This window comes from Flectobacillus rivi, assembly GCF_030056655.1.
GTDB lineage: Bacteria > Bacteroidota > Bacteroidia > Cytophagales > Spirosomataceae > Flectobacillus > Flectobacillus rivi.
On sequence record NZ_JASHIE010000006.1, the window covers coordinates 196,776 to 219,694 of the forward strand.

At 35.4% G+C, this 22,919-nt stretch carries 24 protein-coding genes and 1 pseudogene; 9 read left to right on the forward strand and 16 right to left on the reverse strand.

Translation table 11 applies throughout. The features are described from left to right. The first annotated feature begins 48 nt into the window (after positions 1-48). Together QM481_RS10335 and QM481_RS10340 are read left to right on the forward strand one after the other, a co-directional pair. A complete protein-coding gene (locus QM481_RS10335; protein ID WP_283381694.1) occupies positions 49-708 on the forward strand; it encodes a TlpA family protein disulfide reductase in 660 nt (219 codons plus the stop codon). A gap of 75 nt (positions 709-783) precedes the next feature. Next, positions 784-1,380: a hypothetical protein gene (locus tag QM481_RS10340; RefSeq protein ID WP_283381695.1), complete on the forward strand. Its 597-nt coding sequence runs from the start codon at positions 784-786 to the stop codon at positions 1,378-1,380. A 142-nt stretch (positions 1,381-1,522) separates the two neighbouring features. Here QM481_RS10340 and QM481_RS10345 read toward each other — a convergent pair whose 3' ends face one another. The 12 genes from QM481_RS10345 to QM481_RS10400 form a co-directional block, all read right to left on the reverse strand. Further along, the gene (locus QM481_RS10345; protein ID WP_283381696.1) at positions 1,523-4,009 is read right to left on the reverse strand and encodes a TonB-dependent receptor; all 2,487 of its coding nucleotides are present in this window, start codon (positions 4,007-4,009) and stop codon (positions 1,523-1,525) included. A gap of 164 nt (positions 4,010-4,173) precedes the next feature. Beyond that, positions 4,174-5,094 (reverse strand): helix-turn-helix domain-containing protein, encoded by a 921-nt coding sequence (locus QM481_RS10350; protein ID WP_283381697.1) that lies wholly within the window; start codon positions 5,092-5,094, stop codon positions 4,174-4,176. 128 nt (positions 5,095-5,222) lie between these two features. Then, positions 5,223-6,026: an SDR family oxidoreductase gene (locus QM481_RS10355; RefSeq protein WP_283381698.1), complete on the reverse strand. Its 804-nt coding sequence runs from the start codon at positions 6,024-6,026 to the stop codon at positions 5,223-5,225. 128 nt (positions 6,027-6,154) lie between these two features. Beyond that, positions 6,155-7,069, reverse strand: a complete 915-nt coding sequence (locus QM481_RS10360) for a helix-turn-helix domain-containing protein (RefSeq protein ID WP_283381699.1) — start codon at positions 7,067-7,069, stop codon at positions 6,155-6,157. Between the two features lie 150 nt (positions 7,070-7,219). Beyond that, positions 7,220-8,059, reverse strand: coding sequence for an SDR family NAD(P)-dependent oxidoreductase (locus QM481_RS10365; protein WP_283381700.1), 840 nt, complete (start codon positions 8,057-8,059; stop codon positions 7,220-7,222). A 307-nt stretch (positions 8,060-8,366) separates the two neighbouring features. Further along, the gene (locus QM481_RS10370) at positions 8,367-8,924 is read right to left on the reverse strand and encodes a dihydrofolate reductase family protein (protein ID WP_283381701.1); all 558 of its coding nucleotides are present in this window, start codon (positions 8,922-8,924) and stop codon (positions 8,367-8,369) included. 93 nt (positions 8,925-9,017) lie between these two features. Continuing rightward, on the reverse strand, positions 9,018-9,230 hold the full coding sequence (locus tag QM481_RS10375) for a hypothetical protein (protein WP_283381702.1): 213 nt from the start codon (positions 9,228-9,230) through the stop codon (positions 9,018-9,020). Positions 9,231-9,232: 2 nt separating this feature from the next. Beyond that, a complete protein-coding gene (locus QM481_RS10380) occupies positions 9,233-9,598 on the reverse strand; it encodes a rhodanese-like domain-containing protein (RefSeq protein WP_283381703.1) in 366 nt (121 codons plus the stop codon). Further along, positions 9,595-9,906 carry a DUF3817 domain-containing protein gene (locus tag QM481_RS10385; RefSeq protein WP_283381704.1) on the reverse strand — a complete coding sequence of 104 codons (312 nt, stop codon included), beginning with the start codon at positions 9,904-9,906 and terminating at the stop codon, positions 9,595-9,597. The genes QM481_RS10380 and QM481_RS10385 overlap by 4 nt, the downstream gene beginning before the upstream one ends. 363 nt (positions 9,907-10,269) lie before the next feature. Next, positions 10,270-10,428 carry a hypothetical protein gene (locus QM481_RS10390; RefSeq protein ID WP_283381705.1) on the reverse strand — a complete coding sequence of 53 codons (159 nt, stop codon included), beginning with the start codon at positions 10,426-10,428 and terminating at the stop codon, positions 10,270-10,272. 37 nt (positions 10,429-10,465) lie between these two features. After that, positions 10,466-11,056, reverse strand: coding sequence for a TetR/AcrR family transcriptional regulator (locus tag QM481_RS10395; protein ID WP_283381706.1), 591 nt, complete (start codon positions 11,054-11,056; stop codon positions 10,466-10,468). Between the two features lie 102 nt (positions 11,057-11,158). Then, the gene (locus QM481_RS10400) at positions 11,159-11,752 is read right to left on the reverse strand and encodes an HD domain-containing protein (RefSeq protein ID WP_283381707.1); all 594 of its coding nucleotides are present in this window, start codon (positions 11,750-11,752) and stop codon (positions 11,159-11,161) included. 248 nt (positions 11,753-12,000) lie between these two features. Here QM481_RS10400 and QM481_RS10405 point away from each other — a divergent pair, with 248 nt between their 5' ends. The 6 genes from QM481_RS10405 (at position 12,001) to QM481_RS10430 (ending at position 20,934) form a co-directional block, all read left to right on the forward strand. Then, a complete protein-coding gene (locus QM481_RS10405) occupies positions 12,001-13,002 on the forward strand; it encodes an amidohydrolase family protein (protein WP_283381708.1) in 1,002 nt (333 codons plus the stop codon). A 319-nt stretch (positions 13,003-13,321) separates the two neighbouring features. Then, positions 13,322-14,932 carry a glycoside hydrolase family 43 protein gene (locus QM481_RS10410; protein WP_283381709.1) on the forward strand — a complete coding sequence of 537 codons (1,611 nt, stop codon included), beginning with the start codon at positions 13,322-13,324 and terminating at the stop codon, positions 14,930-14,932. A 188-nt stretch (positions 14,933-15,120) separates the two neighbouring features. Next, positions 15,121-15,366, forward strand: coding sequence for a hypothetical protein (locus tag QM481_RS10415; RefSeq protein WP_283381710.1), 246 nt, complete (start codon positions 15,121-15,123; stop codon positions 15,364-15,366). Continuing rightward, positions 15,360-15,710, forward strand: a complete 351-nt coding sequence (locus QM481_RS10420; protein ID WP_283381868.1) for a matrixin family metalloprotease — start codon at positions 15,360-15,362, stop codon at positions 15,708-15,710. The genes QM481_RS10415 and QM481_RS10420 overlap by 7 nt, the downstream gene beginning before the upstream one ends. Positions 15,711-16,365: 655 nt before the next feature. Then, entirely contained in the window at positions 16,366-20,232 is a 3,867-nt protein-coding gene (locus tag QM481_RS10425) for a DUF6035 family protein (protein WP_283381711.1), read from the forward strand. Between the two features lie 390 nt (positions 20,233-20,622). After that, positions 20,623-20,934: a helix-turn-helix domain-containing protein gene (locus tag QM481_RS10430; protein ID WP_283381712.1), complete on the forward strand. Its 312-nt coding sequence runs from the start codon at positions 20,623-20,625 to the stop codon at positions 20,932-20,934. A 120-nt stretch (positions 20,935-21,054) separates the two neighbouring features. On the opposite strand, the gene QM481_RS24990 is transcribed toward QM481_RS10430, so the two are convergent. From QM481_RS24990 to QM481_RS10445, 4 genes and pseudogenes are all read right to left on the reverse strand, one after another. Next, positions 21,055-21,195, reverse strand: coding sequence for a hypothetical protein (locus QM481_RS24990; RefSeq protein WP_283381713.1), 141 nt, complete (start codon positions 21,193-21,195; stop codon positions 21,055-21,057). A gap of 6 nt (positions 21,196-21,201) precedes the next feature. Continuing rightward, positions 21,202-21,288 (reverse strand): annotated as a pseudogene (locus QM481_RS24995) (integrase core domain-containing protein); the annotation flags it as partial. Then, positions 21,249-21,902, reverse strand: coding sequence for a DDE-type integrase/transposase/recombinase (locus tag QM481_RS10440; protein WP_283381714.1), 654 nt, complete (start codon positions 21,900-21,902; stop codon positions 21,249-21,251). The gene QM481_RS10440 and the pseudogene QM481_RS24995, both read right to left, overlap by 40 nt. Positions 21,903-21,925: 23 nt before the next feature. Next, on the reverse strand, positions 21,926-22,108 hold the full coding sequence (locus QM481_RS10445; RefSeq protein WP_310589663.1) for a transposase: 183 nt from the start codon (positions 22,106-22,108) through the stop codon (positions 21,926-21,928). 199 nt (positions 22,109-22,307) lie between these two features. Here QM481_RS10445 and QM481_RS10450 point away from each other — a divergent pair, with 199 nt between their 5' ends. Further along, positions 22,308-22,799 carry a hypothetical protein gene (locus QM481_RS10450; RefSeq protein ID WP_283381715.1) on the forward strand — a complete coding sequence of 164 codons (492 nt, stop codon included), beginning with the start codon at positions 22,308-22,310 and terminating at the stop codon, positions 22,797-22,799. Positions 22,800-22,919 lie beyond the last annotated feature (120 nt).

Genomic DNA, 22,919 nt, shown 5'->3' on the forward strand with positions numbered 1-22,919 from the left:
GAAAATAAACCTCAGAATTATCCCTTTCTGAAGGATTTTATGTCCTATTTGACATACTTTAACCAAAATACAGGACTTAGTGCTGACTTTATACCTTTAGACGAGCAAGGTAATCAAATACAAAGAATGTATTTTCTGAAAGCGTTAACCCAAAGACAATATATACCTATTCGGGAGGAGAAGAATGGTAAGGTTTATTATAAGCTTTACAGATTAGACAAGGAAAAATCTACCATAAATGATCAGATTCTCACAACAGTCGCACAATTTGCTGAAATCGAAGAGAATTTTATGAGCTATGAAGGTAAACCATTTCCTACCTTTAAAGTGCTGGACTTAAAGGGAAACCAATACGATAATCAGAACACTCAGGGTAAAATTCTTGTGTTAAAAACATGGTTTATTCGATGCCATGCATGTGTGGAAGAGATGCCTGCTATGAATAAGATGGTTAAAGCATTTGATCACCGCAAGGATATAGTTTTTTTGAGTTTAGCACTTGACAATGAAAAAAAACTCAAGGAGTTTTTAAGTAAAAAAAGTTTCAATTATGCTACTGTGGCTAATCAAGAAAATTTTATTGAAAATACTTTGGGTTTTAACAGTTTTCCCACACATATCATCGTATCAAAATCAGGGCGTATTTTGAAAGTTTTTTCAGATGGAGAAAGATATTTACCCTATTATTTGGCTAAATACTTGAAATAAGGTAAAAGTATTAAATTTTATTGATTTGATAATCACTTGTTTGAGTTCTTGAAATAAAACCTGTTGACTACAATTATGAAAAATATCTCCCAAAAGCTATCGTTTCTTTTACTGTTTTTATCCAGCGGATATTTGACGTTTTCTCAATGTGAAATGGTTGAGTATGCCATGGATAATCCGCTTGTTACAAAGGCAATATATGCGTACTATAACCGTATTACCTTGCACGATCATCCTCTTTGGAAGGCCTTGAAAAAGGATAAAACAAAATTTATTCTTTTGAAGGAAGAACAAAGAAAACTTCCAAATGGTAAAGCCCACACAGAGTATTATGCAACGGTATCCAGTACCAATTTCTTCAAGACTGAAAAAGTCACTTTCAGTGGCTATTTTATCATGAATGACGTTCTTTTTGTTGTAGAATCAAGTTCTCAGAACACTTTTGTGGCAAAAAATAAAGAAGCAAAGATATGTCTAGATACAATTTTAAGAGATTATAATTTAAAAGAGTATCAGCCGACCAGACGGGTGAAACGTATGTTTCATAACCAAGAGGTCGAAACTGTAGAGTTTGGCGATAGATTGTCCGACTCAGCTATGTACATCGTTTTGAAGCCTCAGTTCGAGGGATTTGAAAATAAAGACTATGCGCTTATTTTAGCAATAAATTGAAATATAGTTTTTCTTTGTTTCACAAGGTTAGTTACTTTCTTTTTCCTTCTAGTGGGCGATTTGAATCGCCCACTAGAAGGAAAAAAAGTTTTGGCAATGATATATTTTAACAACAAATACCCTGTTTCATAAGTCTAGTTGGTTAGTTACCCCCACTTTTTACCCGATTTTTTTCATCCTCTAAGCCCGTGTTTCTTTGGCGTGCTCCTGCAATTTTACTGTTGCCAAAACGGTAAGAAAAATTGATACGTACCACACGACTTTCCCATTTGTTTCTGAGCTGAACATTGATATCGTTGAAGAGAAAAGCCCCACTAAAGTGTTGAGTCCAGAAAATATCGTTGATATTTAATTTGATAGATGCCTTGTCATTCATCATCTTTTTCTGGATGCCAAAAGAAACTGCTCCCATCGGATTTCCAGCTAGTTGACCCTCAATAAATGGAGACAAATACCAGCCGCTTAACTCCACTGAATATTTTCGAGGTAAGGTAAATTGATGCGTCATATTGGCGCTATAACTTGTTGCACGAGCATCGAAGGGCTGATAAATGGTGGTTGATGTGCCATTAGACTCAATCGTAGTTTTCGGAATTTCGCCTACATAGTGATTATTGTATAAATTAAAGTAGGTATTGCTAAACCACCATTTGGTAATTGGCATTGGCACCGAAAACGAAATACCCAGATTTTCTACATAGCCAATATTGATTTTGGTAACATTGGTGGTTTTTAGGGCATTATTTTGCTCTAAAACTTGTGTCATTATCCCTTCTGTTCTACTGTAGTTGATTGTAGTGGTTATACTCTCTTTGTAAGTATGCGACACTTCTACGGCATTAGTGTATTGTGGTTGCAATAGTTCGTTGCCTCTTTGGTAGGTATAAGGGTCTAAGAAAAATAGGAAAGGGTTTAAGTCTTCATAACTTGGTCGGTCGATACGACGACTGAATGAATATCCCAATTGATGATTTTTGGCGAGTTTTTGACGGAAGAACACACTAGGAAAAAAGTTGGTATAATGTCTGTCTAGTAAATCTTTGCCTAATAAAGTCCCTTGTCCATTGGTATTTTCCATGCGTAAGCCCAACTGCATAGTCAGCTTTTTGAATTCTTTAGAATAGTTTATATAGGCAGCGTTGATATTTTCCTTGTAAACAAAATCTCGTGTACGAGTAGGGTCCAGCACAGGCGTGTTATTATCCCCGACCAAGAAATCAAAGCGCATATCGTTGTTTGAGTTAACATAGCTAGATTTTAGACCAGCTTCAAACTTTGACGTCTTGTTGATAGGGTAAATAAGGTCAACTTTAAGCGAGTAGATATTGATTTTTGAGCCTGTTAAACCATCTTCATTTCTGGTTTCTCGTAAAATATTTTGTGTATCAAATTTAGACGTTCTGTATTTCATCGAGTTGTCGGCATTATAACGAGCGTAGTCCAAATCGGCTGTAATTTCTTTCCCAGTTGAATCAATTACATGCTTGAAATTCAGGTTAGTGGCGTAATTTCCCCATTTATTTCTCATAAAACCTAGCGTTACAGAGGTCGTATCTAATTGATTCAAGGCGTTTTTAATAGCCGTTTGGTTGTTTCTGTCGTTATTCCAGTTACCATTCATGCCATTAAACAAAATGCCAATCGTATTCTTTTTATCAATGAAATAATCGAGACCAACTTTATAAGCCAGCGAGTTAATTCTTCGTTTCTCATCTGCTGACTGATTAAAACTTGATATTACTTTATCGCCTTCAAAGAACTTTCTATCAATTTCTTGTAATTGAAAACTGTGGCGGTCATTTCCTGAAAAATTGCCGAATATATTGAGTTTTTCTTTTCTATAATTGATATTTAGACCCGCATTTTCTTTGGGTAAAGATTGATAAAAACCATAGCCAAATCCAAGATTAGCCGAACCATTGAAGCCTAGATTTTGATTTTTTTTCAAGCGAATATTAATCACACCTGCATTGCCAGCGGCGTCATATTTGGCAGGAGGGTTGGTCATAATTTCTATCTTGTCCAACTGGGTCGATTGCATATTTCGAAGCATATTTGCCAAGTCACTCGATGACATATACGTTGGTTTTCCGTCGAGCATTACCATGACATTCTGTTTGCCTTTCAAGGATATATTCCCATCCTTATCGACAGTTACTCCGGGTGATTTTTCCAGAATCTCAATAGCAGTACTTCCTGCTGAAACGACGGAATTTTCAACATTGACAACGGTTTTATCTATCTGCTGTTCAATGAAAGGTTTTCTGGCTGTAACAACTACCTCGTTTAGCTCTTTGGATTCTTCAACCAATGTCAAATTAGAAAGTTTGATAGAGGGGTTTTCTGATGAAAGACTAAACTTGGGCGTATAAAATTTCTGATAACCCAACTGAGAAATAGCGATTAGATAAGAGCCAAATTTGATTTTTTCAAATTCAAATGTTCCATTAGCATCGGCCAAAGCCCCTTTTACCAAACTCGAATCTTTGGCTTGTAAAAGGGTAATTGTAGCAAACTCTACAATTTTACCTTTATGATCTGTGATTTGTCCTGTAATTTTTCCCTGTGCTTGAGTCCTGAAATTTGATAAAGTCAATAAAATCAGCAGCGTGTAAAAATAAGTTTTCATGATTGAGAAGAATTAAGTTTAGTTGTATGCTTTTATTTTTGATAGGTGAAGGGTATTTCTATCTTGGATGCAGTGGAGGAGCAAAAGGTTACAGGAAAAATAAAAAAAACTAATACAACCACCGTTCAGATAGTCATATTAGGTTTTTCTTGAAAATGATTTTATTAGTTAAAACTCGCTCGAAATTCTAATGGGCTTTGATTTGTTTTGGTTTTAAAAAGTTTGTTGAATGATTGTGGACGCTCAAACCCAAGCTGATAAGCGATTTCGGCGACACTCAAATTGGTGGTGCTAATGTAATCTTTTGCCTTTTCAATGAGTTTATCATGAATATGCTGTTGTGTGCTTTGACCAGTCAACGAGCGCAACATATCACTTAAATATCGGGGCGATAAATTAACTTGTGATGCCAAGTATTCTACCGTTGGAAGTCCTTTATTCAGCGATTCTTCAGAGGCAAAATATTTGTCTAACAGATGCTCCACGCTAGACAGAATGTCATGATTGACCGTTTTGCGAGTAATAAATTGCCGTTTATAAAAACGATTACTATAATTGAGCAATACTTCTAAGTACGACACCAGCACATCTTGACTTATTTCATCGATAGAAGTGTTAAGTTCTTCGTCGATATTTCCTAATAAGCCTACAATAACCTTTTTTTCTTTTTCTGATAAATGCAACGCTTCATTGGTATCATAGGAGAAAAATCCATACCGTTTGATATTTCTACCTAAGCTATAATTTCGAATAAAATCAGGGTGAAAAAATAAGGTAAAACCAAAATACTGAATGTCTTCACTGGGGTCGTTGTCAGTATAAATTAATTGATTTGGCGCTGTAAACATCAATCCTCCTTCGCTAAAATCATAAAACCCTTGTCCATAGCCCATTCGACCATTGGTAGAATATTTATAAGAAATTTTGTAGAAATCAAGAAAAAAAGGATGATACATAAAGTCAAAATCTCTTGACATTTTGGCATTATCTACCAAACTAATCATGGGGTGCAAAGGCTTCGGAAGCTGCAATAAACGATGAAGCTCCGAAATAGAAGAAACACGAATAGGATTAGATTTTTCCATAATAGTATTGATAGATAAGGAGTTATGTCGATTTTGATGAAGCTTAAGTACCTTGCTAAATTGGCTAAGATATTGGGATTATCCAAATAAATCAACTGTGAGATGTTTGGATAACCCCAACGAAGAGACTATCTTCCTAAGAATTCTTGTCCCATCCAAGTTCTAAATTTTTCATCGCCTTGTTCTAATCTTTGAGCATATAGGGCACGTGCGTCGGCACCTGCTACATAGCGTAACTGTTTTTTCCCGTCTGTTACAGCTTCGTATACCACTTCCGCAATTTGAATTGGTTCAGAAGAATTTTCTAACATATTCATCGAATTTTGAAGCATTACACCAAACAACTCATCGTAAGCAGAGTTTGAGCCAGTATCAATCGAGCGACTCATAAAATCGGTTTTGATTCCGCCTGGAGATACCGTTTTGACATCGATACCAAATGCATTTAGTTCAAAGGCTAAACTTTCACTCCAGCCCTCCAATGCCCATTTGGTAGCATGATAGGTAGAACCCATCGGAAAGGCAATGAGACCTCCAATTGAGGTAGTGGTAACAAACATACCAGCTTTTTTCTCTCTGAAATAAGGAATAAACTCTTTTGTAACACGCAATACGCCCAACAAATTAGTATTGAATTGTTTAATAATTTGTTCGTCTGATAAGCCTTCCAAAGGGCCAATCAAGCCATATCCTGCATTGTTGAAGACAACATCTACACCCAGCTCAATCGCTTTTTGGGCAGTAGATTTGATATTTTCCAAATCTGTAACATCTAAAGGTAGTAACGTTACATTTTCGAGTTGAGATAATTCTGATTCATTTTCGATGTTACGCATAGTAGCAATAACATTCCAACCTTTGCTTTGAAATAATTTTGCAGTTGCTTTTCCTAAGCCAGACGAGGCGCCAGTAATAAAAATGGTCTTGTTCATGATTGTTTATTGAGATTTAAAATTTACTCAACAAAATTAGAAAAGGCCCAACTGCGAAATGTTTCCAAAATGAGTTTGGTTGTTTCCAGAAATACTCTGAGGTTCTATTTGCACAAACTTTGCTATTTCTAATTAAAAAACTGTCGAAATTCCAAAGGCGTTTGCTGGGTTTTGAGTTTAAAAAGCTTACTGAATGATTGCGAGTGTTCAAATCCTAAGCAAAAAGCAATTTCACTTACCGACATATTGGTGGTACTTAAATATTGTTTGGCATAGTCAATAAGCTTATTTTGAATATGTTGTTGCGTATTTTGTGAGGTATGAATTCTTAAAATACTCCCCAGATAGTTGGGTGAAATATGGAGTTGTTCTGCAATATCAGCTACAGTTGGTATGCCTTTTTCTGAAAGATTACCATCAGTAAAGTGTTTGGTAAGAATATGTTCAAATTTGTCTAATAATTCGAACGTAGATTTTTTCCTGCTATGAAATTGGCGCTCATAGAACCTTTCAGCATAAATCAGCAATAATTCGATTTGGGTAACAATTAGCTCTTGACTAAATTTATCCATCGCAGATTGATATTCATCTTGGATTTTACGTAGAATCTCCACCATAATTTCTTCCTCTCGGTTAGACATAAATAGCGCTTCATTGACAGCATATTGAAAAAAATCATAAGATTTGATTTTCTTCGCCAATCCTGTATTCCACAAAAAGTCAGGATGAATTAATAAAAGCCAACCCGTAGGCTCAACTTCGACATTGGGATTAATTTCGACTTTTAAGCATTGTAGTGGCGCAACAAAACTCAATAAACCCGTATTGAAATCATATTGCGTTTGCCCATAATTAAACTTTCCAGAGACATTTCGTTTTAAGCCAATCGTATAAAAATTTTGAACCCATTTCATCTGTACGCCCAAGTCTGGATATTTGACTTGACTATAGTCAACCAAACTAATTAAAGGATGCTCAGGATTAGGCAACTGGCAAAATGAATGAAATTCGGCAATTGTATTAAAACGAAATGTATTCTCCATAGTAAATAAATGTCTGTTAAAAGCGATTAAGTAGTGGGAAAGATTAAATCAATAGTATTTTATGGTGCTATTTGGATGTAATCATCTGATTATAAATTCCTTCAAATAACGAATATACTATTAACTAATAACGTCTTCTTACTTAAAGATTTAGAATGCCGTTGAAACGGATACCTCTTTCCATTGCTCTACCTCTTGAGTCATGATACTGATTTTTTGTTGTACCATGTCATAAGAATCTTTTCCCAACAACAAATGTACTGGTGGCTTTTGTTCTTTACTTATCGCAATTAAAGCAGCAGCAGCTTTGTCTGGGTCATTTGGCTGATTGCCATCAATTGCATTTAGGTGCAAATTTTCAGATTCACGAGCCGATTGGTAGGCTAAAATCGAGTTTAAAGGCGTTTTTAGAGAACCTTTCGATAAGAAGTCGGTACGGAAATAGCCAGGATAAACCAACGTAACCTTTACACCAAACTCTTTTACTTCCTCTGCTAAAGCCTCGGTAAAACCAGCCATTGCAAATTTGGTAGAGCAATAAATCCCCCAGCCAGCAAAGCCTCCAAAATACCCACCTACAGAAGCGATATTGAAGATATGTCCTGATTGCTGCGCACGCAGATACGGCATAGCGTGTCTAATCACATTAAGAACTCCAAAGACATTTACATCAAAATTTTGTCGAGCCTCCTCATCTGTCAACTCCTCAATCGTACCTAATTGACCATAACCCGCATTATTGACAATGACATCGATTTTGCCAAAGTGAGCAATACTCTTTTCAATTGCCAATTTTACATCTAAACTATCAGTCAGATTCACTTCAAGAGGCAGAAGTTGATCTAAACCAAAATTCAATTCAGCCATTAAAGCTGGGATACTTCTGGTAGTAGCAACTACCTTAAATCCTTCTTGTAATAACTGTTTTACTAAAGCAAGCCCCAAACCCTTTGAAGCCCCTGTTACAAACCATACATTTTCTGTGTTCATTGTTTTATTCATTTTTGTTGATGCAAAATTGCACAATGAACACCCCAAAAAAGTAGCCCAATCCATCGATGATGTAGCTGAATCGTGGATGGAGGGAGATTTTGTTGTTAATGGAGATATTGAACTATGCTCAATTGTCTAAATAACTAAATTGGCTACATCACAATCTACAAATCACCATTAGCGTTGTACAACTGATTTTATCTTGTTTTAAAGACATCTTATCATAGTCATTTTTGCCGCTACAGCAATTTTATTTTAAAAATAAAACTTAAACGTTCGTACAGCGCTAAATCATCATTCACCATCACCCCAATCGATAGTGCATAGCCGTCACGCCTGTGTACGAAGGGGTAGCGCTTACTAAGGTTAGGTTTTGACGATTTTCGAGTAGATCAAAAATACGCATTCCTTTAGCTATTAAAATCGGGTTGACCAATAAATACATTTCATCAATATGTCCACCAGCAAGGAGGGACGATACAAAGCTTACACCACCATATACGAGGATATCTTTTCCTGTATGGTTTTTCAGTCGAGAAATTTCATCTGTTAAGTCGCCTTTAGCTAAAGTGGTATTTTTCCCAAATGGAGCATCAAGGGTTTTACTAAAAATGACTTTTGGCGTATTCACCATTTTCTGGGCAAACTCAATTTTGGGATTTTCTTCCTCAAAATTCTCAAAATGAGGAATAAAAGCCTCTGCCATCTTTCTGCCAATAAGGATAGTATCTGAGCTATTCGCCAAATCGTTGATGAGTTGCCAATGTTGGGTATCTCCCCACACCATCCAATCCTCCTCGCCATTTGGACCCGCCACAAATCCATCAACAGAAATTTGCATTTGCAATCTTAATTTTTTCATAGTTTTTTTATTCAAATTTAAGTGATTAGATAAAAAAATGCCATGATTGTTACGTCGATTCTGATGGGTAAATACGACAAAATAAAGGTTTAACTAATCTATAAGTTCTTCACAATCATATCCATTTTCTTGCATTAGTTGTATTACTTGTTTGGTTACTTCAAATGAGCTTTCGATACGCAGAACTTTATCACAATCTTCCAAATCGAAACTCCAATGGCAGGTAGGAAAATACCTTTTCAGAAGCTTGGAAATACCTTCCTTTTGCAATTGATTAGCAATATTAGTTTTAAAAACAAATACCATGTTTAATGCTTCTGTTCGTTGACAATTTTTTCTAAATCTACCCAGGCTCCTCCATTAAAGACTTTTTTGAACCCTTTTTCTCGAAGAATATGCTCAACTTTTACACTTCTTAATCCATGGGAGCAAGTAGTAATATAGGTTTTGGAAGAGTCGAGTTCTGTGTATCGTTCTCGAATGGTGCCTAGAGATATGTTAATTGAGCCTGCAATATGACCTATGGCATACTCATCGGGTGTTCGGACGTCTAATATGATTGCGCCATTGGCAATTTTTTTATCCAGTCCTTCTGATAACATCACGAAACGATAGGTTCGGTATCCTACATAAATAAGAAGGATAGAAACAGTGACAATAATCGCTATTTTCATGATTCCTTTATGTTTTTGAAAATTTTATAGTCAATATAAAAAGTACCGAAAGGGATAAAACACGCGACTATGATCTTCCAAGTGGTTGTTCTAAATTTCCAGTTTTGTTCTATCGCCAAACTCATTGTATTGAGTACAAATACCAGAAAAATTGCCCCATGAATAGGACCCAAAAATTTCGAGAGAGCAGGATTATGAAAAAGATGTTTCATGGGAATCGCCACGAAAATGAGCACCAAAAGAGATAGCCCTTCTAAGAAACCGATGATGCGTATACGTCCAAGTTTTGTTTTGAATAATGTGAGCATATAGGATGAAAATTAAAAGATGAGGAGTTCTACCTGAAATAAGGTCGGTGTGCAAATGGCGAAAATGGCCAGGGTATAGCAATGAAAATAATCAAGAGCGATACCGAAAACCAAACAAGCATAGTCCTGAATTTTTCGGAATCGGTGGTTTGCCGCTTTGATTTGGCAGACCCAATCGTAATAAGAACTATGGCAATTAGCATTAAAGTGCTATGAATAAGGCTAAAGAAAGTCATTTCGAATCGTTGAACCGCTTCTTTAAAATGCTGCATAAAATACCTGACAATAGGACTATTGAAATATAGGGTCATGCCAATCATCAATTGGATATGAGCAATAGTAGCAGTCCAATGTCGTATAGTATTATCCGTTTTTGAAAAAGTCGCTTTCGTGGAATAGCCCCGATACGCTCGATACAGCGCTAGCATTAGGCTCGCCAAAACGAGCCACCGCATGAAGTTGTGATAAAAAGTAAGTGTTTGATACATCGCTTGATTTGTTTGATGTAACAAAGGTATTCAAAAAACATACTAATTAGTATGTTTTTTGAATAAAAAAATTATCTCAGTGAATCAAGATAGGACTTAAGCTCCTTTAAGTAAGGTAGATACACGGTTTTACTATTCTCTAACTTGCCAAAATTTCGGATGCCCCAGTAGCTTGACATCACAAACATGGTTACACTTTGGGCATTCACATCTGGTCTAACAAGTCCATTTTGTTGACCTTTTTCAATGGCCACAATCATGTGAGTATTCCATAGCTGAGTAATTTCATACAATGCTAAGCTAAAATCCGAATGCCAAGGTGTCATTTCTTGCGTGAAATTGGCAGCAGGACAGCCATATTCTACCTTTAAAAAATCATTTTCAAGTAACAGATGTTGCATCAATTGATAAATGGCATCTAGCGGATTTTCATTGTTTTGAAGAGGTTCAATAAAACCAGCGGTTAGTTGTGGCTTAAGCAACTCATTGATTATCGCCAAGCCCATTTCATCTTTAGTTTTGAAATGGTAATAAAAAGCGCCTTTGGTTACTTTGGTCGTAGCAATGATATCATCTATGCTAGTGGTTTGATAGCCTTTTGCATAAATTAATTCAAATGCTTTTTGTAAAATCATTAATCGTGTTGCCGCTGATTTTTTCATAGTTTGTAAAATCAAATTTTTGATTTTGGCATTCAGTAAATGGTCTCATAAACAATGTTTTACCAAAAACTGAATGCCCAAATCAGGTAGCCCTGTAATTGTCTATATTTTCTTTAGAATACCTTTGTCAACACTTTCGTTGATTAGATTTTCGGCATAATCCCAAATGACTTCAGAACCTTCTTTAATAACCTTTTTCTTGTTGAACACTTTGTCGTAGTCAACACCAAACTCCGCCCAAGTACCACCATTGTTGGAAGTATTTTGCAATAGTGGTTCTAATCTATCCATACTTTTAGCAAATTTAGCTTCCTTAGTTTCACCAGCTTCAAACTCTTCCCAAATCTCAATTAATTCTTCAGCTTGTGCCTCAGGAAGCAGACCAAAAATACGATTAGCAGCCAATCTTTCCTCATCGGTATTGGTATGATTTTTTTGCGTATCGTAAATAAAAGTGTCACCCGCATCAATCTCTACAATATCATGAATCAGAAGCATTTTAATCACTTTTAAAACATCAATATTTTCGTTTGAGTGTTCAGCCAAAACTACCGCCATAATCGCCAAATGCCAACTATGTTCGGCATCATTTTCGTTTCTATCGCTATTGAAAAGCTTTGTTTTTCTTTGAATATACTTAACCTTATCAATTTCTTTGATAAAGGCAATTTGCTTGAGTAAATTATCAGAAATCATCTTGACCTAGTTTAATGTTAAATACAAAGGTAATAATTCATGGTATAGAATAATGTTTTTGAGTTGGGCTATTCTATCTAAGAAAAAACTTGAGTTAGAGAATTTTGAAATGGAAGTAATTTAACAACTATTGTTAATAGTAATTTTCATTGAAAATATTGTAATAATAAGGACAAAAGTTTTACATTTGTCTAATGTCTCAATTTGTTACATTAGAAATTTATTACTCAATTATTTACTATCCAATTATGAAATATCTTTATTGTTTTCGCAATGTACTTTTGCTGGTGATGGTTTTAGCGTTTAAAGTTAATTCGTACGCACAAGCACCCAAAAAGCATTATCCAATCATCGACGTACATGTGCATGCGTTCAAGGCTAGTCCCAATACGGCAGATCTTTGCCCTTGGTTTTTGAAAAATATGCCAGGTGCAGACCCGCATAATCATGGTGATAATCCATCAATTTTTAATTTGGACTGCCCAGATCCCTTGAAGGCTGCTAAAACCGATAAGGAAATGCAAGATGCCTTGTTGGCAACTGCCGAGCGACTCAATGTTACGATGATTGTGAGTGGCGATGCCAGTGTGATTCATAATTGGCATAAAGCAGCACCTAACCGTATTATTCCATCTTTAGGTATTAGTAGCAATAAGGATATGACAGTAAAAGCATTCGAAGATTCGTTGACAGCTGGCTTTTATAAAGTAATGGGAGAGGTAGCACCACAGTATCAGGGAATGTCTCCGAGTGATGTTAGTCTAGATGAGTATTTTGCGGTTGCTGAGCGCTTGGGGGTGCCTGTGGGTATTCACATGGGTACGGGTGGAAACGGCAATATCAATATCAGTAATCCAAAATACCGTGCTTCGTTGGGGCGTCCTTTTTTGTTGGAGGATATGTTGGCTAAACATCCAAAATTAAAAATTTGGGTAATGCACGCAGGCTACCCAATGGCCGATGAAATGATTGCCTTGATGGGTGCAAATGCCTATGTATATGTCGATTTGGCAGGTTTTATTTGGAGTTATCCTCTAGAAGAAATCCATGCGTATTTGAAAAGACTCGTTCAAGCAGGTTTTGGAAAAAGAATTTTGTACGGAACAGATCTTATGATTTGGCCAAAATTGTTGGAGACTTCTATCCAAGTAATTGAAAGCGCCAACTATTTGTCAGAAGACCAAAAAAGAGATATTTTCTTTAACAATGCGGTAAGATTCTTCAATTTAGACGCCAGTAAGTTTAAATAAAGAAAGCAGGAGTAAACGTAACCCGAATTTAATGAATGTTGAATGAGTGATTATTTTTAAAATCTATGTTCTAGCAGTAGAGACGCAATGTTTTGCATCTAAAGCTGAGATTCAAAAAGCGGTCGAAAATTGTTTTCGACCGCTTTTTGATGATTTGTTTTAACTTGTTGATTATTAAATGTTTGTATTTTAGGTTGGCTTCTCAGAATTCTACCATAGTTCTTGTTTCTTACAAAGAATTGAGTAATAAATCTCTTTTTAACCTTTCATCTGTGTTAAACATTTTATGTAAGAGAAATATTACAAAATCCTTGAATCTATGCTCAAATCGCTTGTTTTCATCGTTGCTTTCTATCTGTTTTCTTCAAATACGTTCTTGTTTGCTCAATTTAGTGCCAAGTGGGGTGATCAATCGAATGGTACTTTTCAAAACCCCGTTTTGCCGTCCGATTTTAGTGATTTGGATGCTATTCGGGTGGGTGATGATTTTTATGCTATTTCCTCAACAATGCAATTTTCGCCTGGCATGGCAGTGCTACATTCTAAGGATTTGGTCAATTGGGAGGTAATTAGTCATGTGGTGAAGGATTTGACCCAAATAAGTCCAAAACTCAATTGGGATAAAATGGATAGCTATGGCAAAGGAATTTGGGCTGGTTCAATCCGTTTCTATAAAGGCAAATATTGGGTTTATTTTGGTACACCCGACGACGGTTTTTTTATGAGCTCAGCCAGCAATCCAGCAGGACCATGGGAGCCACTTCACCAAGTCTGGAAGGTTTCGGGCTGGGATGATTGCTGTTCGTTTTGTGATGACGATGGACAGATATATTTTATCGCTACCAATTTTGAACCAGATCCCATCAACCACAAAAAATACAATATTCATTTATTCAAAATGACACCTGATGGGAAAAGCATTATCCAAGAATCTGATAGGATAATCTATCAATCGCAAGGAAGTGAGGCGAATAAACTCTATAAAATCAATGGGATGTATTACCATTTTTTTAGTGAGGTAAAAACCGAAGGACGTGTGATTATGATGGAGCGCTCGAAAAGTCTAACAGGTCCTTGGGAGGTAAAGCAACTCAATCATGTTGATAAAAAACTCGACAAAGAACCCAATCAAGGAGGGTTGATTGAGCTCAAAAACGGACAATGGTGGTTTTTTACGCATCATGGACGCGGTGATTGGGAGGGAAGAGCCGCTAGTTTGTTGCCTGTAAACTGGGTCGCAGGTTGGCCGATTATAGGAAAAGTTGGTGCTGACACAATTGGCACAATGGTATGGTCAGGCAAAAAGCCTATCATACACCAAACTACAAAATTAGTAAGACAAACAGAGAAGTCTTTTTCGGAAAAAATACTTTCTCCAGATTGGGAATGGAACTATCAACCAAGAGCCTCAAAATGGTCATTGAGTGCAAGAAAAGGACATTTACGTTTGTATGCTTTTCAACCTATAAATCCACAAGATACTATAGATATACTACTGAGAGCAGGAAATACGCTTACGCAACGCAGTCTTAGAACACAAGAATGTACCGTAACGATTAAAGTAGATATTGCCAATATGAGTGATGGACAGCAGGCTGGTTTAACGCATTTTTCAACTACTTCGATTGCGAATATTGGGGTAAAACAAAGAGGAAATAAAAGACATATCGTGTTTACCTATAAAAATCAGGAGATAGTAGGACAAGAGATTAAAAGTAAAGTAATTTGGCTAAAATCGACTTGGAATTACGACGGCATAAACCAATATTTTTACAGTTTGAACGGTAACGATTTTACTCCATTGGGATTACCAACCCAACTCACTTGGGGAAGTTATCGTGGCGACAGAATTGGTATTTATAGTTTCAATACTCAACAAGAGAAGGGATTTATTGATGTGGATTTTGTGAAGTATTTGTTTAAGAGATAAGCAGTAGTATGAATTTTGAGTTGTGAATTTTGAGCGTACGAAGGTTGAACTTTGTCATTAAAATAAAATCGGTGTAGTGTCAATCGTTGCGGTTGACATTACACCAAAAAATATTAATAAATAAGAAGTGTGTTGAATAAATTAGAACCTTAGTGAGCATTCTCAAAGCGCTTATTCCTAAAAAACTTATGTTCAAATACCTTACAATATCGTTTCAGTTGATCCTATGTTTTAGTGCTCTTATTTATTGTACTCAAAAAGACCGCAAAACAGAATCTTCTATAACCATTGCTATTCAAACTTTTACAGGTATTCCAGAACAGGACGTAGTGTATGTTGAGCAAAAGATAAAATCATTTTATCCGAAGGTAGTTGTCCTTCCTAAAATTAACCCTCCAAAACAAGAAATCGCTACAGGGCTGACTCAATTTTAGTATTTCTTCGTCAATCCAAGGCGGATGATTATGTTTTTATTGGTTTGACAAACAAGGATATTAGTAATACAAAAGGTTCGGTCAAAGATTTTGGTGTCTTGGGACTGGGATATTCTCCAGGAAAAGCCTGCGTTGCCTCAACCTTTCGTTTGGATAAAAAAGCGAGACAAGAACAACTTTTTAAAGTTGCGATTCACGAACTGGGACATACTCAAGGATTACCGCATTGTAAACAAATGCATTGTTTTATGAGAGATGCAGAAGGCAAAAATCCTACGAATGAAGAGAAGGAATTTTGTAAAGATTGTAAAAAGCAATTGCAAAAAAAGGGCTGGAAACTGTGAGTTCTAATTGAGTGATTTTATCTAAAAAATGTACACTATAACATAAAGAGTTTTGCCTCTGAGGAGAATGGGGTTTATATTTCTGTTTATAGCTATAGTTTAGGTAATCTACGTATATTGATTTTGGTTAATAAAATAATCAATATAGTTCAATGTTCTATATCGGCTGGATAGGCGGAATGAAATTTGATTAGATTATATTGTGGTTGTAAATTCGTTGGTGGCAAGCATAAAAGACAACATACAACATAAAAATGACATTACAAGAAGTATCAAGTGTGATTGAACAATTTGGAAATAACTTTGTTCAAATAACTCTCACGAACAACAGGACTATTAGTGGTATTTTGCAAAACGCATATGCAGGACATCCACAAGTCCCAAGAGGTTACACAGAACCGTATTTTTTGTTGTTAGAGTTGACTTGATTGGCAACTCAACTGAAAAATATAGTTGCGAAGAAGTTCTTGGTATAGCACAGATAAATTGAATGACAAAAGAAATTAATCTTACATTATTTGTACTTGGTAGACCTTGATATACACCAGAATCCCCACTGTAGCCATCATCGGTCCTGCTAGGGCTTGTTATAATAAAGCAAGAACATACAAGAAAGACTTCCGTTCCACTTAAAACAAATAAATAGAGAAAGTAAATGAGTGATCAAGAAACAAAAAGAACAATAGACGAGGTACTTGATGTTGAGACCGGTGAAATCATTAAGGCAGAAATATTTTTTCAAAAGACTGAATCTGAAATAATTGCATATAGAAGAAGGTTACAAGAAGCAATAGTAGGATTTGAACCGCCAAAATTTAGGTGTGCATATTGTAATCAGTTATTAAAATTATCAGGCAAACCAACAAGACGAGGTAAGGTTTCTTTTTTTGCTCATTTGTATGACAGTGATGATTGTGAAATCAAAACAAACGGTGATTTAAGTAAAGAAGAAATTGAAGCACTTAAATACGGAAACGTTGGTGAAAGTGAAAGACACAAAGTGTTAAAAAATAAATTAGCCTATTATTTAAGATCCACTCCAGCAATATCTAATGTGGAAGTTGAAAAAAAATTAACGAGTGAAGTCCCTTATTTGTTTTGGAGACGACCTGACGTATATGCTGAGTACGATGGAAAAAGTATTGTTTTTGAGTTACAACTATCAACTACATTTCTAAGTGTAATTATTGATAGGGATATATTTTACAGAATGAATAATACTTTCATTGTTTGGGTATTTAATTTCTCTGACAATAAAGAATACTTGGACCTCCAAAATTTAATGGCTAAAGATATTTATTATGCTAATAAAAGAAATGCCTTTGTGTTTGACGAAAAAGCTCAAGCCATGTCCGAGGAAACAGGAGAATTACACTTGTTGTGTATTTGGTTTGAACCTTCAGTTCTAAATGGAGAAATACAACAAAATAAGAGCATTAGAAAAGAAGAATACATTAAAATATCGGATTTAAAATTTGATAGCAATGCTTATAAACCATATTACATTGATGCGGATGCTTTATTCGCAGAATATCAGTCAGACTATTTTGAATCTAAAATAGATTTTGAAAATCTACATAAAGTACGTTTAGAAAAAATTGCCAAGAAAAATAGAGAGCGAGAACGTGATAAAGCGTTAAAAGATCAAATAATTATAGGGAAAAAAGAACAGATAATTCAGGGTGCATTTAAACTTACGCCATTTCAAAAAGGTAAAAAATGGGGTTATGAAGCAGATGGAATAGAAATAGTTGAACCTAAATATACTGATATTACCGACTTCTCAGATTCTGATTATGCAAAGGTTAAATTCAATCGAAAGTACGGTTTTATTAACAGAGTTGGAGACTTCACCTTTGACCCAATTTTTATGGAGGCATTTAATATATACCAAAATAAATGTATTGGGAAATTCGAAAAGGATTGGTGTATTATCGACTTGGAAAATAAGTCCAGTTCGCGACTTAATTGTTATGATGTAGAAAAATTAAGTGAAAATTTTCTTAGAATTACCCATAGGGTTACAAAAAAGGTATTTTCTGGTGTTAATTATGGAGGGTATAGAACTTATTCAAATGAGCACATAGACACTATTTCTACTTACTCTATGGTAGGAAATATAATTACTAAGTGTTTATATCACAAAGTTTATGATTATAGAAATGGAAGATTAACTTCCAAAATTAAGGAATATTACTTGTGTGAGGATATCAACGGTGAGAGAATAAGTATAACTGAAGAAGAAAAGCAATTCATAAAAATTATTCAAATTGGCATTGTCGATAGCGACGATAATATCATTGTTCCATTTGATTTTGATACAATAGATGAGTTTATTGAAGGTAAAGCGAAAGCGAAAAAGAGCGGAAAATATGGGTATATCGATGATCAAGGACAAATTATCATACCATTTGAATACGACTTAATCGAGGAGTTTATTGAGGGTAAAGCTAAAGCGAAAAAGAGCGGAAAATATGGGTATATCGATGATCAAGGACAAATAATCATATCATTTGAGTACGACTCAATTGAGGAGTTTATTGAAGGAATAGCTAAAGCGAAAAAGACCGGAAAATATGGGTATATCGACGATCAAGGACAAATAATCATATCATTTGAATACGACTCAATTGAGGAGTTTATTGAGGGTAAAGCAAAAGTGAAAAAGAGCGGAAAGTATGGTTACATTGACCATCGAGGACAAATAATTATTCTAATTAAATATGATTCTATAGATGATTTTATTGATGGAAGTGCAAAAGTAAGAAGAAATTTTCACGAAGGATATATAGACATCAATGGGAATGAATTGATTCAGAATGTTCAATTCATAACAGATACCATAAGAAAAGGTGAAAAGTTTGGTAAGTGGGGACTAGAAAGTTTAGAAGGATTCTTGATCAGTCCATTTGAATATGATCACATAGAAGATTTTATTAATAGTAAAGCGAAAGCCAAAACAAACGGAAAATACGGTTACCTAGATGATTATGGACAAATCATCATTCCATTTGAGTACGACTCAATAGAAAATTTTATTAGCGGTAGAGCTAAAGCTAGATTGAACGGAAAATATGGCTATATCGATGAACAGGGACAAACAATCATTCCATTTGAGTACGACTCAATAGAAAATTTTATTAATGGTAGAGCCAAGGCTAGATTGAACGGAAAAGATGGATACATTGATGAAGAAGGAATAATCATCATTCCATTTGAGTATGGGTCAATAGAAGATTTTATTGATGGTAGAGCAAAAGCAAGACTAAACGGAAAATATGGCTACATTGATGAGCAAGGAGTAACAGTCATTCCATTTGAGTATGACCTACTAGAAAATTTTATTGAAGGTAGAGTTAAAGCAAGACTGAACGGAAAATATGGATTCATTGATGAGCAAGGAATAACAATCATTCCATGTGTGTATGACCTAATGGAGGACTTTATTGAGGGTAGAGCTAAAGTTACAGTTAACGGAAAATATGGCTACATTGATAAGCAAGGAATACAAATCATTCCTTGTGAGTATGACTTAATAGAAGATTTTATTGAGGGTCGATCCAAAGTGAAAAAGAATGGGAAATATGGCTACATTGACGAAACAGGCATAATAGTCATTCCATCTGAGTATGACTTAATAGAGAATTTTATTGATGGTATAGCCAGAGCTAAAAAGAACAATCTATTCGGTTTCATAAACGAACAAGGGCAAACTCTAATTCAGTTTGAATTTGATGTATTGTGGTACTTTGATGATGGTAAAGCAAAAGCCATAAAGAACAAAAAATATGGCTATATAGATGATAAAGGACAAACGCTCATTCCATTTGAGTATGATTCAATCGAACATTTTAGTAAAGCTAAATTGAAAGCAGTAAAAAATGATGAGATTTCAATCATTGACTATAGTGGTAATGGCATAGTAATATTTGAAAAAACGAAAGTATTTGTAGGTAAATACGGAGAAACTATTACCAACCATTGGTATGGTATAAAAGATACAAAGGGCAATATCCTACTTCCACCTAAGTATAATGAAATTGATGAATTTGAAGACGGACTCGCTAAAATTTATGGAGACAAGCAATACATTGGAGGTGACAAATCTTATCCGAGATTTAGCTACAAGGTAGGTTATGTAGATGACAATGGTAAGATAGCAGCTCCTTGTATTTTTGATGAAATTTCTAGGTTTGTTGATGGCAAAGCTACTGCAAAGAAAAACGGCGAAAGTTTGATCATAAATATCTATGAAGGTGATCCCGCAAGAGAAAATATTGATCGTAGTCAGTACAAGGTGAAATCAATACACAAAGGCAAAATTACTAACGTAGCTGAATTTGGTTTATTCGTAAAGCTAGGAAAAGGTATTACAGCTTTGCTACATATTTCAGAACTAAAGAAACATCAGAAATCAATCACGGACTACACTAGAGGAGAAGAAATAGAAGTACAAATTATGGATATTGATGAAAAGAGAAATAGAATTTCCTTAACAATTCCGAAGAAAGAAAATAAATAAAATCCTTGGAAAATGGATTCCTATCCAGAACTCCATTTTCCAAGGATTTTATCCTCAATTCTTGTGAGGTATAAAATATCCTTGAAGGATAAGATTTACAATGAATAGTGTTTTGCCTTGACGCTACTGCGATAAACTAGGTTATATAAACTACAGAAGTGTTTAATGAGAAAATTCCATTTAAGTACTCATTATAAAATAGTTTATGTTATTTTTGATAACTTCGTATTATGGGACGCGTCAATACTCCAATATTAAGCGAATCGGCTAAATTAGCCTTAGAACAAGACTTTAAAACAAGTACAGTGCATTCATATCGGATGCAGTGTACTTGTAATTCTCTTAAAATCAACAGGACGCAAGTCTGATGAAGTAGGTCAGATTACAGGAATGATCTACGTAAGCGTTAATGCTTGGGTCAAAAGATATAAAGACTTTGGCATTGAAGGTTTACAAACTCAACCTGGTCGAGGACGTAAGCGAATACTTGACAAAGAAACAGATAAGGAATCTATTTTGAAAAGTGTAAAAGCTCACCACCAACGCATCCAGACCGCCAAAGCGGAATGGGAAAAAGAATCTGGTAGGTCTGTTAGTCTTAGCACATTAAGAGTTTTTTTAAAAGCCTTGACGGACGATACAAACGAATCAGACTTCTTTGTAAAGGTAAGCCAGACCCCAATTTTTATGCTTTCAAAATAGAGTTAATTGCCAACTTAGAGCAACTTGCTCAGCAAGGACTCATTGATTTATTTTACGGTGATGATGTGGGCTTCCCATTTTTAGTACAGTTTAAAAATATGCATAATCTGTCTGCTTTGATTATGTATTTACTCCTTCTTGGGCTGAGTGTAGCGTAGCGGAACGAAGCCCAAGAAGGCTGTTTTGTTTTTTCATTCTATAATCTAGAGGACTCATACCTCCCAAAGAGACATGTGGACGAACGAAATTATAATCGCTCATCCATAGATCTGTTTCTTGGCGTACTTCCTCCAAAGAATCAAATACATAAGCATCTAATACATGTCTGCGGTAAGTTTGGTTGAATCGCTCAATGTAGGCATTTTGCGTTGGTTTCCCTGGTTGAATATAATGAAAAACGATGTCTTCATCTGACTCCATTCTTGCGCTAATTTTGCTACAAATTCTGGCCCATTATCCATTCTAACCTTAGTAGGCTTGCCATATTTGTTCACCAAATGACGAAGAATATAAATCACTCTACTACTCTTGAGCGAGTAATCAGTCTCTATGAAAAGTACTTCTCGATTGTAATCATCTATCACATTAAAACTTCGGAATGAACGCCCATTGCTCAAAACATCACTCATGAAATCTATGCTCCAAGTTTGAGTAAAGCTTTGGGGAACTTCTAAGGGATCTTTTACTCTAGCCACAAGACGTTTTTTAGCCTTTCTACGAATAGAAAGACCCATTTGAACATACACCCGATGCACTCGCTTATGATTGAAATGATGACCCGCATTGCGCATACGGTAGTAAAACTTCCAAAAGCCTTCACGAGGATGGTCTTTGCTCAATTGAGATAACTCATCCATTAACACTTTATCGTCCTTAACAGATTGATAGCTTAAACTGCTTCGGCTCGTTTTGAAGATACGGCATGCCTTGCTAATGCCTCTTGGATATAGCTCTTTCAACTCTAGCACAAGTGCTCGCTTGACACAAGGCTTTAGAGCTTTTTTTCTATGACATATTTTGCCATATCCAACTCCAAGGCAGGTTCAGCATACATGCGCTTGAGTTTAGCGTTCTCTTCTTCAAGTTGTTTAACCTTCTTGAGCTCACTAGCTTCCATGCCACCATAACGCTGACGCCATATTCGAGAACAATGGTGTCTAAGGACTTGCCAGATTCAAATTCCTTAAGAATCTTAGCAATTTCGGTTGGATCAAATTTGCTGATTTTCATAATACATACTTAAAGTTAAAAAATATTACACCTTTTATACTTTTAATCCGTACTATTTTTGGGGAAGCTTACATACAACACTTTAAAACTAAATTTAATTTTGGTATATTTAGTCAAATAGACACATAAATTTCCCTTCACTTATGGCACATAATCAAGAATACAAAAAAGAAGAGTCTGACATTACAGTACACGGATCTTTTACAGTTATCGAAGACGATATTGATAGTCCACCCTCAGATTTAAAATCAAATTTTATTTCAATAGAAGAATGGTTAGGTAGTATTTGCGATGAAGATTTCCCTCAAAAACCAATTGATGAATATCGAATCGGACTTTTTGAATCAGAGCAATCATACACACTAACATTGGCAGGATTCAACTCTTACGAAAAGGATAAATACACAATCGTAAATCTAGTAGAATTTGAGCCAACAAATATATATTTTCCCCTTCCAGAAAATTATTTTAGAGATTCGTCACGAGAGCAATTATTAGAAAAATTGATTGGGGAGTTGAAAGTTTTTACAAGTACAGAGAAATTCAAGGCTTCTTTTTTATCAAAGGGGAATGTTGGAGTTTTTGAAACAACAGGGGAAATTATCTGGTCAAATACAGATAGTGGTGCAAAATAATAAGGCGTAAAAACAAAAAAAGCGAGTCATACGACTCGCTTTCAGTGGTCTCGTAGGGATTAAGACCTTGCTGATTTTCAGGGCATTACAAGTCGAAACTTGCAACTGTTAGTAAAAATG